Source organism: Streptomyces sp. NPDC057854, assembly GCF_042797055.1.
Classification (GTDB): Bacteria; Actinomycetota; Actinomycetes; order Streptomycetales; family Streptomycetaceae; genus Streptomyces.
This window is the reverse complement of sequence record NZ_JBHVMF010000001.1, coordinates 407942-420389: the sequence shown is the minus strand read 5'-3', so window position 1 is coordinate 420389 and position 12448 is coordinate 407942. Positions and strand designations below refer to the sequence as shown.

Genomic DNA, 12448 nt, shown 5'->3' with positions numbered 1-12448 from the left:
GGTGACGCCCACCACGGAGTGCCGCCACTTTATGGCGGCGTCACCCATGGGAGGGCCCTCAGGCGCTCCCTACTGTTTGCGGCCATGACGAACACTTCTCCCACCCCGACCCCCACCCCTCCGCCGGCCACCGAGGCGACCGACCTCTCCGGGCGCACCGCGCTGGTGACCGGCGGCGGCAGCGGCATCGGCCGGGCGTGCGCGCTGGCGCTGGCGCGGGCGGGGGCCACCGTGCACGTCGTGGACCGGGACGGCCCCGCCGCCGAGGCGGTCGCGGAGGCCGCCGGGGGAGTGGCGCACGAGGCCGACCTCGCGGACCCGGCCGCGATCGACCGCCTCCCGGCCGGCGCCGACATCCTCGTCAACAACGCCGGACTCCAGCACGTCGCCCCCCTCACCGAGTTCCCGCCGGAGCGCTTCGAACTCATCCAGAAGGTGATGGTCACGGCCCCGTTCCTGCTGATGCGGCGGACCCTGCCGCACATGTACGGGCAGGGCTGGGGCCGCGTCGTGAACATCTCCAGCGTCCACGGCCTGCGGGCCAGCGCCTTCAAGTCCGCGTACGTCGCCGCCAAGCACGCCCTGGAAGGGCTCAGCAAGGTCGCCGCCATCGAGGGCGCCCCGCACGGCGTCACCAGCAACTGCGTGAACCCGGGCTACGTGCGGACCCCGCTCGTCGAGGGCCAGGTCCGCGACCAGGCCGCCGCCCACGGCATCAGCGAGGACGACGTCCTGACGGACGTGCTGCTGGCCCGCTCCCCGGTGAAGCGCCTGCTGGAGGCGGAGGAGGTCGCCGCCGCGGTCCTGTGGCTCTGCGGCCCCCACTCCGGCTACCTCACCGGCACCTCCCTCCCCCTGGACGGAGGCTGGACGGCGGGCTGACCCGCCGCGGGGGAGGGGCGGGCGGCTGACCCGCCGCGGGCGAAGGGGCGGTGGGGAGGGCAGGGCGGCACCGTACCCGCCGCGGGCGAAGGGCGGTGGGGAGGGGCGGGCGGCACCGTACCCGCCGGTCGTCACCAGGGCTGCTGGGCCGGCAGCGCCCCCGAAGGCTGGGAGTCGTCCGACGCCGGGCGGACGGCGGCGTCCGTCACGACGCCGGTCGTGGCGTCCACGGCGGCCGACAGTACGAGATCACCCTGACGAGCGGTCAGCCGCCAGCGCACCCGCCAACCGTGCTCTCCCCGCTCGGCGAGAGACACCGCTTCCTCCCTCTCGACCTGCCCAGGCGCGAGCCGGTGACGGGAAGCGAAGCGCCGCCACGCCTCGGCCTCGGTGATCTCGACCGGCGGCAGTACGGGATCCTCGACGCGCCGCGCGCTCAGATCGGTCAGACGGCCGGAAGGCTCGATCACCACGTCCAGGCGCATGGGCATCAGCGTCGTCCCGTGCCGACGACGCCACCCCACCGCCCACCCGAGCTCCTCCTCCGCCGCGTCGACGGCCCGCACGCTGACCTCCGCGTCGCGCACGGCCCAGGGCGCGTACCGCCGCGCGAACCCGGTCGCGACCCGCACCGCCTGCCCGGCCGTCCGCACGGGCCGGCTGACGCCGGGAATCCCGTAGGGCTCGCTGCTCCCGTCGCTCCGGCTCGTCGGGGTCAGGTGGACGGTGAACCGCTCGCGGTCGGGCCAGGACAGTTCCGCGTAACCCCCGGGAAGCGGCGCCGAGACGAGGTCGGGTCCCTCCATGCTGTGGAGGAACATCGCCTCGTCCACGCCGTAAGCGTCGCCGAACGCCTCCCTCAGCGCGAGGTCGAGCGCGCGGACCTGCTCCGCACTCGCCGCGGGCACCTCCGTGGGAAGCACGGCCCGCACCGGCTCGATCACCGTTCCCCACACGCAGAGGAGGAGCAGCGCCGCGACACCCCCACCCAGGCCGACCCGCCGAACCGCGCCGCCGCCAAGGCGGCGACGCGGCGCGACCCACCGGGAGACGAGGGCCCCGACACCCACTCCACCGACGACACCGACGGCGTTGGTGGCCAGATCGTCCGTGTCGCAGAGCCGCGAGACGAAGGGCACGGCGGCCTGGGTGGTCTCCACGCCCGCGGTGAACAGGAGCCCCAACAGGCAACTGAGCAAAGGCCGTCCGGTAGCGAGTAGGGCGAAGAGCCCGAAGGGTGCGAAGAGGAGAACGTTGAGCTGTCCTTGCGTCGTCGCGAACGCCGCACCCACCTCAGGATTGACCACACACACCGCGTCGCCGTTCCCGCCGCCGTTCCACGTGGTCAGCAACACGGGCCCGATCGCCGAAGAAGCCCACAGCCCGGAGAACACGGCGGAACGGCGCTCGCCCCGCCGGGCGGCCACCACACCGACGCCCAACCCGCCGAGGAGCGTGACCGCGATGGCGAACGCGAGAAAGCCGAGGTGATTCCGGAAGACCGCTTCGATCACAAGAGGCGCCTGTTTCGTGTCGCACGGAGGAGGCCGCGTCGGCTCGCCGGCCATGCCGGAGAGCGTTTCGCGCGATCTCGGCGCCCCCGCTCACAGAGATGGATGCGCCGAACGAGCCAGGCGATCGTATGCACCACCCGTCGCGCGCGTGCCGTCGCGTGGCTCCGAGCCCGTTGCAGGCCCGCTCCGGCCGAGGCGGCGCCCGGTCGCCACGAGGGCAAGTCAGTCAGGTCGCAGCGCGGGCCGAACCGTCACCGCCCGCGGCAGGCCGGCAGTTCCGTGCGCCGCCTGGCGTACGCCGTCACCGCGGCTGGCGTTCCGCGATCACCGCCCAGTCGTCCGCCCCGCGGCCGTCGGCGATGGCCTCGTCGAAGACGACGCGCAGCAGTTCACCGATCGGGAGGGGGACGCCCTGGCCGGCCGCCGCGTCGAGCGCGAGGTGAAGGTCCTTGCGGCCCAGGACGGTGGTGAACCCGGCGGGCTGGTACCGCCGTTCGGCGATCATCGACCCGTAGCCGCTGTAGACGACCCCCGGGAACAGCGTCGACGTCAGCAGCTCGACCAGCTGCCCGGCGTCGACACCGGCGCCCTCCGCGACGCTGACGGCCTCGCCCAGCGACTGGATCGCGCAGGCGATCAGGTAATTCCCCAGGATCTTCACGACGTTGGCCTGCTCCGGCCGGTCGCCCAGCCGCCACGTCCGCGAGCCGATCACGTCGAAGTACGGCTGCACGCGGTCGAGCAGCGCCTCCTCGCCGGCCGCGAGGACGTTGAGGGCTCCGGCTTCGGCGACCGGAACGCGGCCGAAGACCGGTGCCGCGACGTACCCGACGCCGTGCTCGGCGTGCGCGGCGGCGGCCCGGCGGGCCAGTTCGGGGCTCACCGTGGCGAGGTTGACGTGAACGGTCCCGTCCGGCACCTGGGCGAGGACGCCGGAGTCGAGGAACGTCTCGGCGACCGCCCGGTCGTCGGACAGGACCGAGAAGACCACCGGCGCCCGCATGGCCTCGGCCACGGAGGCGGCACGACGGGCACCCAGGGCGACCAGCTCGTCCGCGGCCCCGTCCGAGCGGTTCCACACCACGACGTCGTGACCGCCCCGCACGAGGTTGCGCGCGATGGGCCTCCCCATGGCTCCCAGCCCGATGACCGCAATACCGCTGCTCACGCCAAGCACCCCTTCCAGGAACCGTCTGAAGCGGTTCAAGAATGCCATGAAGTTATGATCATGCAGAACCGTCCGAAGCGGTTCAGCGCGTGTCGTGACTGACCACGGGGAGACGTTGGATGTCCGAGGAGGTACGCCGGGTGTTCCGGCTGGACAACGAGGTCCTGGCGTTCCGCTTCACCGCAACCGTCAGCGACCGCGCCGGCTCGACGCCGAAGGAGCGGCTGACGGACCCCGCCCGGCTGAGGATGTGGCTGGCGGCCGCAGGACTCGAGGTCACCGACGTACGCCCGGCCGACCTGGCGCGCGCCGTGACCTTGCGCGAGGCGATCTACCGCGCCGGATCGGCGACCGCCGCCCGCCGTCAGCCCGACCCCGACGACGTCCGCACCCTCAACGCGACCGCCGCCGCCGGACACGCGAAGGCCGCGCTGGAACACGGACGCGCAGCATGGCACCTGACGCGGGCCACCCCCGTGGCCGACGCCCTCGGCATCCTGGCCACGGACGCCATCGCCACCCTCGGAGGCCCCGACCGCGACCGCGTCAAGACCTGCGAAGGCCCAGGCTGCGCGGGCTTGTTCCTCGACACCAGCCGCGCCGCCAATCGCCGCTGGTGCTCCATGAACACCTGCGGCAACAAGGCCAAGAAGTCACGACTGAACGCGACCTGACCGCGATCCCCACTCTCGGACGAGGGCGACGACGGGCCGGACGGGCGACGGGCGACGGCAGAGAACACCCCAGAGAGGACCGAGACGACATGGGCTTCCACCTCCACCTCCGCGCAGTGGCCGCGGACGAGCTCCCGGACGAGGACCATGCCTCGCTGACGACGTTCATGGGCGCGGCCTGGGAGAACCACGAGGCCGAGTACGCGGCGGGCATCGCGGAATCCATAGCCAAGGACTTCGGCCCCCTCAACGACCTGTACCTGGCAGGCGCCAAGCACGGCGACGTCTCCTCACCAGGGGAACTGCCGATCTTCGGAGGCCGCCTGGTCCACGCCCCCATGGACCGGCAACCGCCCTTCGCCCTCCTCACCCCGGACCAGGTCGCCACAGCCGCGACCCTGCTCGCCGAGGCCTCCTTCGACGCCCTCTGGCAACTGGAGGGCCCCACACTTGCCGCACCGTACGCCCAATGGGAGGACCCGGAAGGCGCGGCGAAGCAGAACTACCTCACCCACCACATCGGCCTCCGCGACTTCTACGCCCGTGCGGCCACAGCACACCGCGCCGTAGTCAAGGCGTTCTGGTACTAGGTCGTGTCCGTAAAGTCGACGGCTCGTTGCTCCGTTCGTGGTGCGTCGACATGAACTGACTGATGATTCGTGGGCGTTGATCGCTCCGCTACTGACGCCGGGCCGGATGGGCCGGCCGGTGCGGGACCGGCGCCAGGTGGTCAACGGGATCCTGTGGAAACTGTCCACCGGGGCCGCCTGGCGTGACCTGCCCGAACGCTACGGGCCGTGGAAGACGGTCTACGAACGCTTCCGGCACTGGTCCGCCGATGGCACCTGGGACCGTCTCCTGGCCCACGTCCAGCAGCACTCCGACGCCGTCGGGCAGGTCGACTGGACGATCGTCTGCGTGGACTCCACGACGGTCCGGGCGCATCAGCATGCGGCCGGGGCCCGAAAAAGGGGCCTGGGAGGGCGAAGCGCTCGGCCGGTCACGCGGCGGGCTGACCAGCAAGATTCACCTCGCCTGCGACGGCCGGGGCCGGCCCCTCGCCTTCACGCTCACCGGCGGAAACGTCAACGACTGCACCCAGTTCGAGCCGGTCATGGCCAGGATCAAGATCGCCCGGCCGGGGCCGGGAAGGCCCCGCACCCGGCCCGACCGCGTCGTCGCCGACAAGGGCTACTCGGCCCGCAAGATCCGGGCCTACCTGCGCAGGCGGGGCATCGCGGCGACGATCCCGGAGCGGATCGACCAGATCAACGGACGCATCCGCCGCGGCGAGGCCCGCTGCCGCCTCGACAAGGCCGCCTACCGGCGGCGCAACGTGGTCGAACGCTGCTTCAGCCGGCTCAAGCAGAACCGGGCCCTGGCCACCCGCTACGACAAACGAGCCGCCCACTACCAGGCCATGGTCACCCTCGCCTGCCTGCGGCTTTGGCTCCCCTGACTTTCCGCACACCGCCTAGCCCGTGCAGCGAAAGCGGATCACCTGGCAGCGGATCCTCGCTCGGCTCCAGTCCCCGGCCGACGCGAAAGGCGCGATTGTCTGGGACCTGAGCATCGACTCCACGGTGTGCCGCGCCCATCAGCACGCGGCCGGGGCCCGCAGGCAGGGTGACCTTCAGAAGGAGCCACCGGGCGGCATCTCCACCGTGCCCCGCATCGGACCGGGCCGGCCACGCGTCCGGCCCAACCGCGTGAGGGCTGACAAGGCGTACGCCTCTCGCAGAAACCGCGCCTACCTGCGCCGACGCGCATTCGCCGCACCATCCATGGCAAGGCCGCCCAAGCCCGCAACCGCCGAAAGCGCGGCTACCGCGGCGGTCTGCCGCCGCATTTCGCCCCGGCCGACTACCGCGAGCGCCATGCGGTCGAGTGCGGGATCAACCGCCTCAAGAGACACGGTGCCGTCGCCGCTCGGTACGACAAGCTCGCCGTCCGCTACGAGGGGACCGGGCTCGTCGCGGCGATCAACGCATGGCTGTAGCCCTCGTGCGCCTGCCGCTCGTGGAACACCTGAGATCGACTGCGCAGCACTGCGTCATCTGCCGATGGAACCATCGGCCTGCTCGCGGAGGATGTCGGCATGGCCCGCATGGCGAGCTGTCTCTTCGATCATGTGCACCAGCACCCACCGCATCGATCGCACAGCCCCTGCTTGGCCCGCAGCCCGAGCACACGGATGGTTCAAGTCGTCACAACGCTTGATGATCTCGTTGGACCGTTCGATGGCACTGCGATAGGCGGCGAGAAGACTGCCCGCGCTGTCCCCCTCAGAGAGATCCATGCTGAAGTCCGGATGGTCGACATCGGCACCCTCGAAGGCCCAGGCGAACCAGTAAAGTTCTGCCGCGGTCAGGTGCTTGACCAGGCCGAATACGCTGGTGCCAGAGGGTACTCCAGGCGTTCGCCCCTGCCCGTCGTCAAGGTCCTGTGCCTTCGCAGCCACTGCTTCACGGACGTAGTTCAAGAACGCGAGCAGTGTCGACTTCTCGTCGGAGTCGCTGCCGGGTGGGCCTACGTCGCGGCGTCGTTGCGTCTCTGTCACCGAGGCACCCTAGCTTGATCCACTTTCGAAGCACACCCCAGCTGGCGGTACGTTGCTGGCGGCAGACAGCCGTCACGCCCTCCGGGAAACGACAGCTTCCAGCCCTGGGGACAGGGGATAGACACGTTCCGCAGGAAACAGCCGCTGCGCCTTGGCGGAGTGCCCGCTCTGCATCAGGGCCGAGGCCTTGCGAACCTGGGGAGTGAGGTCGGTGAGACCGACGATCCAGTCATCGGTGAACGTACGGATCAGGTGGCGCCCGATGCCGACCTGGATGCTGTAGTGATTCAGCGCGGCGCCGCGCTGCGAGCGCTCCGGATCCCACTGGACATGTACGGCCGCCTGGGCCACCGCCGCCGGATCGGCGGTGGTCAGCACGGCCCGCGCCAGGGCCTCCTCCCACCCCTCCCGAGTGATCCGCACGCCGAGAATCCGTTCTTGCCCGGGCTTGCGGGCCCAGTTGCTGCGGTGCATCAGCCACATGAACGACGGCTTGATCCACGTCATCCGATGAAACGAGAACGGCGCGACGAAACGACCCGCCCGCAGTGCCGCGTCAGCGATGACAGGCGCATACGCCTGATAGACCACGATCGTGCGAGCGTCGTAGTCGGCACGAATCTGATACTGGGCCGTCATGCACCGCACCCTGCCACCTGCCCCGCCGACACGGCGACCCGATTCTCCCTCGCCACCCCGGGGCCGATGCGATGGCCGCGACGAGCACGGTCGCCTCGTAGCGAACCGCGAGCTTGCGCGTGCGGATGGCCACGGACAGGTGTCCCCTGAGACGGTTGATGCCGTCTCGAAGGGCACCGCGGCCCGGAGCCGCCGCGAGCCGCCCTTCACACGGCCGATGGAATCTAGCAACTGGCTTTGGCGCCGCTGCCCACCTACGAGTCGATGGTGACCGAGTAGCCGGCCCCGGTGCCGAGGTCGGAGCGGCTTCCGTGACCGGCCTCCGCGAGGCCGTCCCGTACCGCAATCGCCCGGTAGCGTGCGGCCACTTCGGCCCGTGTGCCGGGGAAGGCGTTTGTCCGGCCCGCGTACACCATCGCCGCTGTCGGCCCAGCAGCCGGCGTCCACCTCCTCGAAGCCTCGGGCGACGGCGGCTCCGTCGGGCCGGGAGCCGAGGATGCCGAGCGCCGCCATCTCCTTCACCCGGTCGTCGGTCCCTCACAGTCCCGGCCGAGTTCCAGCAGCGTGCAGCCGGTGAGCGTTGCTGTCGCGAGCGCGGTTGCCGGGAGCAGGGATATCAAGCGGGTAGTACTTGTCCGCAAGGGCAAAGCGGGCTCCAGGGCGAAGGCTGAGGTGAAGGGAGAGCGGGACCACCAGGCAGGAGAGTCATCCGTCCGTCCTCTGGTTGCGCCGATCTGTTCAGCGTCTCACTGCTCTTCGGCAGCGCGCATGAGGCAGGTGTTGTAGTAGGCAGCCGTGCCTGTTCGCCCATTCCATGCGGCGTGCCCGTCGTAGACGCCGGGACGGGGCAAGATCATCTCGCCCGCCGGCCCGCAGGGGAGCTGGTTGATGACGAGCCGGCCAGTCTCCGATTCCAGAGAGACCGGGACCGTGCCCTCGACGTCTTTCAGGGGCTTCTTGGGGGTGTCCCACACCCTGATGACGACCTTGACCGCGATGTCGGGCTGACTGCAGTGGAGGTAGAGGTGACAGCCGTCTTGGGCGACCACCTGGGTCCTGGACCGGTAGTACGCCTCGACGCTGCCGACATAGGCGTCCGAGTCGTACACCTCCACGAGCCGACGGTCCGGCCGGGCGCTGATGCTGTACTCGATGATGAGAGTCACAAGGGCTCCGCCACTGGTCAGGGGGTGAAGTCCACGCAGCTGCGTCTGCAACGAAGCCCGCTTCGAGGTGACCATTCCGCCGGGAGGCGTCGTGCACTCGTGCAAGTCAGCCTTGACAGCGTGCGAGATATCGGTGTCAGTGCGCCCGTCTATCTTCGGTGCATGTCGCACATGGATACTGCTTCGTTCAGGCACACGTGGGCTCGGTTCGAGGCATGGCTCGCGGTCCACTCGCCGGCTGATCACGCGGCCCTGCGGGAGCCGGCGAAGCCCGAGCAGCTCGCCTCTCTGGAGTCACGGCTGGGCTTCGCCCTGCATCCGGAGCTGAAGGCACTCCTGGAACTGCACGATGGAGCGGCTGAACCCGTCGCCGGCCCGGGCTCCCGCGTCGCTCTGCCGGCCGGCGCGTTTCTGCCCTCGGGCCACCGCCTGAGCAGTGTGGACAGCATCGTGATGGCGTACAACGTGCTCGTGGGCGTCGGCGAGGACAACTTCGAAGCCGACCTGTGGGAGGAGGACGCGCTGGCTGTGAATTTGGATCGCTGTGTACCGTTCGCGCTTCCCAACGACGGGGGCGTCGCCTTCATCGACCACCGCCCGGGGCCTTCGTACGGATACGTGTATGAGATGGGCATCGGATCGGGAGACCTGGATGGAACACTCTGGGCCACAAGCCTGTCAGAGCTCTTCCAAGCTCTGACCACCGCTTTGGAAACGAGCGGCCCCTTCCTGTATTACGTGCCCACGACGTACGCACACGAGTCGGGCCACCACTGTGTCGAGTGGGAGATCCGACACTGAGCCCTTTCCCGCCTCACGCTGACGCGTGGTGAAGGACGAGGACGGCCTGGACGATCGTTGTGATGCGGGTTGGTGCTGCAGGGGAGCTTCCGTAGGAGACGCCAGCCCTTCAGGGTGGCCACAGCCTGCTCGCCGAGGCAGCGGATCTCGGCGTGTGTGCTGTTGCGGCGGCGCTGCCACCGCTTGAGGCGACGGCCGCGGAAGGGCACCCGGATGGAGCCGGGCAACGCGGGCGAGGCCCACAACAGGCGGCCGAACGGGTCGATGAGAACTGGGATTATCCTGCCGTGCCGCTTGTGTTTGCCTGAGCAGTACGGGGTGTCGGCGGCGATCCGGTCGATCGGCACCAGGGTGGTGCCATCCAGGATCACGAACGCCTTGGTCCGCGCGATGCGCATCGCCTCGGCCAGGGTGGGCGCGAGCGCGGCCAGCACGTCGACGGCCTCGCGTATGTAGCGGTGTGCGGCGAGCAGAGCCTGACGACCGGTGGTCAGACGCCGCCAGCGGGTCCCGATCTCCCGTCGACGCACAGCGAGGTGTCCGGTCAAACACCGCAGGGTGCGCCTGGGCAGGTCGATCGATGACAGGTGGACAAGCTCGCGAGGCATCTGGTGGGTGCGGGCGATCTTGGTCGAGAACCCGTTCACCAGGAGCTTCGACGTTCCGCAGATCCGTCCAACACGACGCCCAAGCTGCCCGGTTGGAAACGGCTCCGTGGCCGCGCCGCTCAGTCGATCGTGAACGGGGTCAGGGCGAGGGCGATGCCGCCGACCAGTGGCGGCAGTGAACCGACGATCCACATCCCGGCCCAGAACAGGTGCTTCTTTCCCGAGATCTCGACGGCGAGCTGGTCGGCAGGGTTCTCCGGGTCGTACGTGGCGCGGGCCACCGGTCCGACGTACTTGCTCCGCGCGGTCCGCTCCGCGCCGTCGGCGTCGGCGAACTTGTACCAGGCCGCCCCGTCCGTCGTCTTGAAGTCCAGGGTGGCGGGCACGGTGACCCCGCGCCGCTTGAGTACGAAGTGGACCAGCGTTCTGCCGACCCCGACGAGCATCAGGCCGAGTCCCAAGAGGAGCGGGACGGTCGCGACGATGGGGGCGATGACCTCTGCCCCTTGGCCGACGCCGACCCAGATCACGTAGCCGAGGTAGGCGACGGCGAGAGCGATCATGATGACGATCCGGCGCAGGTACTTCGGATCCTTCGCCGGCTTCTCCGCGCCCTCTGGCGACGCCAGCTGCGTGACCGTGATGCGGGCGCTTCCGGCGGGGTCCCGCTGTGCGGGGAGTGCGGCGGTCAGAGCAGCGACGAAGGTGGTGGCGGCCGTCGGGTTCCCGGCGTCCACGCGGTGCACGGCGCTGTCGCTGAGCACGATGTCGACGTGGTGTCCGCCGTCGGTACGGGCCTCCTGGACCACCGCGAGGGGGATCTCCGTGCGGGTGCGGCGGTCGACGATCCGGAGACCGCCGTCGTCGAGCACGGTCTCGGCACCATCGCCGCCGATCAAGATCTGTGCAGAGACCATCGTCTTCACCCTTGCCAACCGGTCACGACCCGACTGCCGTCACACCGGCGTCAAGCTACCGCAGGGCGTCACGCCCCTCAGTGCCGTACCGGCCCCACCCATGCGCAAACCCGGACGGGTGAGCCACGGCTGGCCTGGACACGACGAAGCTCCCCCCTGCGCTGAGGCGCAGGGGGCGACGTGAACGGCGAGGCGGGGCTTCACCACGTTGCCGGCACAACTGCCGCACACCAGGTGGTGAGTACGCCAGTACGCAGCTACCCGAGGCACCGGGTCCTCCGGGGGCATCCCCCACGGTCGGCGCCCCGCCCAGCGGTGTCACCGCCTTCGCGCCACGGCGCACGCACCACCCGGTCGAACCGGTGCGGAGCCACGCCAGGGATGGGGGCTATCCAGAGGGCCTCGGACGCCGTGATCACGCGTGACACGGTCGAGATCATCGCAGAGCACGATCACGTACGGGACAGTCCTTAGATCCGTCCTCGCACGAACCGGGTCCGGTGCCCGAGTACCTGGCCCAGCTCCATCACGAACTCCGGCAGCAAAGCGGGCCCGTTTCGGAACTCGAACCCCAAGTACGCGAAGGCGAGCCCGTCTCCCGCCCACTCCCACGCGGCCAGCGGTACCACCCGTCCGCACGCCGGACACGGCACTTCCCCCCTGCCGGTGTTCCACCACGCGTCCATGACCGGCGAGAACACGTCACGCTGTCCATCCCCGAACACCGCCGCGCAGTACGGACACACCGGCGGCCCATTCTGCTGTGGCGAGAAGAACACCGTCCGTCCCGTGACGACGGTCAGTCCGTCGCTCCCGCTCGCTTCCCGGAGCCCCGTCGCCCGCTCCCATCGCGCCCCAGGTCCGTAAGCCGGCAGCCCCACGATCCCCTCACCCACCAGCCACGCCACCACCCGCTTCCCGTGCGTCACGGCGTCCTCGGCGGTCGCCTCCAGGTCAACGATCGTTTGGAAAGAGCTGCTCACGGCCGCAAGACTTTCCTGGCTGCACAGATTCTTCGGGACAGATCTCAGTCCCCTGAGAATCCGAAGATTCCCAGGTGAGTCGGCCTGTCGCCGGAGTAGAGGACGATGTAGTAACCGGTCCACCGCATCTGACACTCGCCGAGCAGGCTTTGCTCGTACTCCTCATGGCTCGCGGCGTCATGGGCAGCAGCGGTCAGTTTCTCAAACTGTTCGACCGACGGTCGGGTTGTGCCGAAGTGGTGCATCACGCGGTGGAGGGCGAGAGGTCGCAGGGTGCCGTAGTCAGCCACACTGGACCTCGTCGGAGGGACATCCGTGGCGACAACCCTGTCGATGTCGAGGATCGTATGGGTGCCCTCGGTCCCCATGAACTCCTCGTCGTCGTAGAGATCCGCCAGGCTTCCGTATCGGGCATCACTGCCGTACTGGTCCTGGAACACCCTGGCCCGCAGTGCCGCCAAGGCCTCCTCTGCATCGCCGTCGTACCTGGTGACGTAGTCCCATCCGCTGGCACCCATCGAGCCACCCCTCCCTGT

The 12448-nt window shown here is 69.8% G+C and carries 13 protein-coding genes and 1 pseudogene; 5 read left to right on the top strand and 9 right to left on the bottom strand.

Translation table 11 applies throughout. The features are described from left to right. Positions 1-84: 84 nt before the first annotated feature. Positions 85-882: a 3-hydroxybutyrate dehydrogenase gene (locus ACFVQZ_RS01910; RefSeq protein ID WP_030493059.1), complete on the top strand. Its 798-nt coding sequence runs from the start codon at positions 85-87 to the stop codon at positions 880-882. 131 nt (positions 883-1013) lie between these two features. On the opposite strand, the gene ACFVQZ_RS01905 is transcribed toward ACFVQZ_RS01910, so the two are convergent. Together ACFVQZ_RS01905 and ACFVQZ_RS01900 are read right to left on the bottom strand one after the other, a co-directional pair. Further along, on the bottom strand, positions 1014-2450 hold the full coding sequence (locus ACFVQZ_RS01905) for a VanZ family protein (protein ID WP_383618833.1): 1437 nt from the start codon (positions 2448-2450) through the stop codon (positions 1014-1016). Between the two features lie 247 nt (positions 2451-2697). Further along, positions 2698-3564, bottom strand: a complete 867-nt coding sequence (locus ACFVQZ_RS01900; RefSeq protein WP_383618831.1) for an NAD(P)-dependent oxidoreductase — start codon at positions 3562-3564, stop codon at positions 2698-2700. Between the two features lie 119 nt (positions 3565-3683). Between ACFVQZ_RS01900 and ACFVQZ_RS01895 the strand changes: the two genes are divergently transcribed. From ACFVQZ_RS01895 to ACFVQZ_RS01885, 3 genes are all read left to right on the top strand, one after another. Next, positions 3684-4238, top strand: coding sequence for a CGNR zinc finger domain-containing protein (locus ACFVQZ_RS01895; protein WP_383618829.1), 555 nt, complete (start codon positions 3684-3686; stop codon positions 4236-4238). 89 nt (positions 4239-4327) lie between these two features. Next, positions 4328-4828 carry a DUF1877 family protein gene (locus tag ACFVQZ_RS01890; RefSeq protein ID WP_030493063.1) on the top strand — a complete coding sequence of 167 codons (501 nt, stop codon included), beginning with the start codon at positions 4328-4330 and terminating at the stop codon, positions 4826-4828. A 37-nt stretch (positions 4829-4865) separates the two neighbouring features. Continuing rightward, positions 4866-5697, top strand: a protein-coding gene (locus tag ACFVQZ_RS01885) for an IS5 family transposase (RefSeq protein WP_383618827.1) whose coding sequence is annotated in 2 segments (ribosomal slippage) — positions 4866-5218 and positions 5217-5697 — 834 coding nt in all. Because the reading frame shifts where the segments join, the coding sequence is not laid out codon by codon here. Positions 5698-6291: 594 nt separating this feature from the next. Here ACFVQZ_RS01885 and ACFVQZ_RS01880 read toward each other — a convergent pair. From ACFVQZ_RS01880 to ACFVQZ_RS01870, 3 genes are all read right to left on the bottom strand, one after another. Then, positions 6292-6798, bottom strand: a complete 507-nt coding sequence (locus ACFVQZ_RS01880) for a DinB family protein (RefSeq protein ID WP_030493064.1) — start codon at positions 6796-6798, stop codon at positions 6292-6294. A 72-nt stretch (positions 6799-6870) separates the two neighbouring features. Then, entirely contained in the window at positions 6871-7437 is a 567-nt protein-coding gene (locus tag ACFVQZ_RS01875; protein ID WP_383618825.1) for a DUF4291 domain-containing protein, read from the bottom strand. Positions 7438-8183: 746 nt separating this feature from the next. Next, complete coding sequence (locus ACFVQZ_RS01870; RefSeq protein WP_383618823.1) at positions 8184-8603, bottom strand: hypothetical protein; 420 nt, start codon at positions 8601-8603, stop codon at positions 8184-8186. A gap of 162 nt (positions 8604-8765) precedes the next feature. On the opposite strand from ACFVQZ_RS01870, the gene ACFVQZ_RS01865 reads away from it, so the two are divergent. Then, positions 8766-9404 carry an SMI1/KNR4 family protein gene (locus tag ACFVQZ_RS01865; protein ID WP_383618821.1) on the top strand — a complete coding sequence of 213 codons (639 nt, stop codon included), beginning with the start codon at positions 8766-8768 and terminating at the stop codon, positions 9402-9404. A 13-nt stretch (positions 9405-9417) separates the two neighbouring features. Here ACFVQZ_RS01865 and ACFVQZ_RS01860 read toward each other — a convergent pair. The 4 genes and pseudogenes from ACFVQZ_RS01860 to ACFVQZ_RS01845 all read right to left on the bottom strand — a co-directional run bounded on the left by ACFVQZ_RS01860 (position 9418) and on the right by ACFVQZ_RS01845 (position 12430). Next, a pseudogene (locus tag ACFVQZ_RS01860) lies at positions 9418-10012 on the bottom strand (transposase family protein). Positions 10013-10131: 119 nt separating this feature from the next. After that, positions 10132-10929 carry a hypothetical protein gene (locus ACFVQZ_RS01855; protein ID WP_383618819.1) on the bottom strand — a complete coding sequence of 266 codons (798 nt, stop codon included), beginning with the start codon at positions 10927-10929 and terminating at the stop codon, positions 10132-10134. A gap of 470 nt (positions 10930-11399) precedes the next feature. After that, a complete protein-coding gene (locus ACFVQZ_RS01850; RefSeq protein WP_383618817.1) occupies positions 11400-11912 on the bottom strand; it encodes a hypothetical protein in 513 nt (170 codons plus the stop codon). Between the two features lie 44 nt (positions 11913-11956). Then, on the bottom strand, positions 11957-12430 hold the full coding sequence (locus ACFVQZ_RS01845) for a hypothetical protein (RefSeq protein WP_383618816.1): 474 nt from the start codon (positions 12428-12430) through the stop codon (positions 11957-11959). Between the last annotated feature and the right edge of the window lie 18 nt (positions 12431-12448).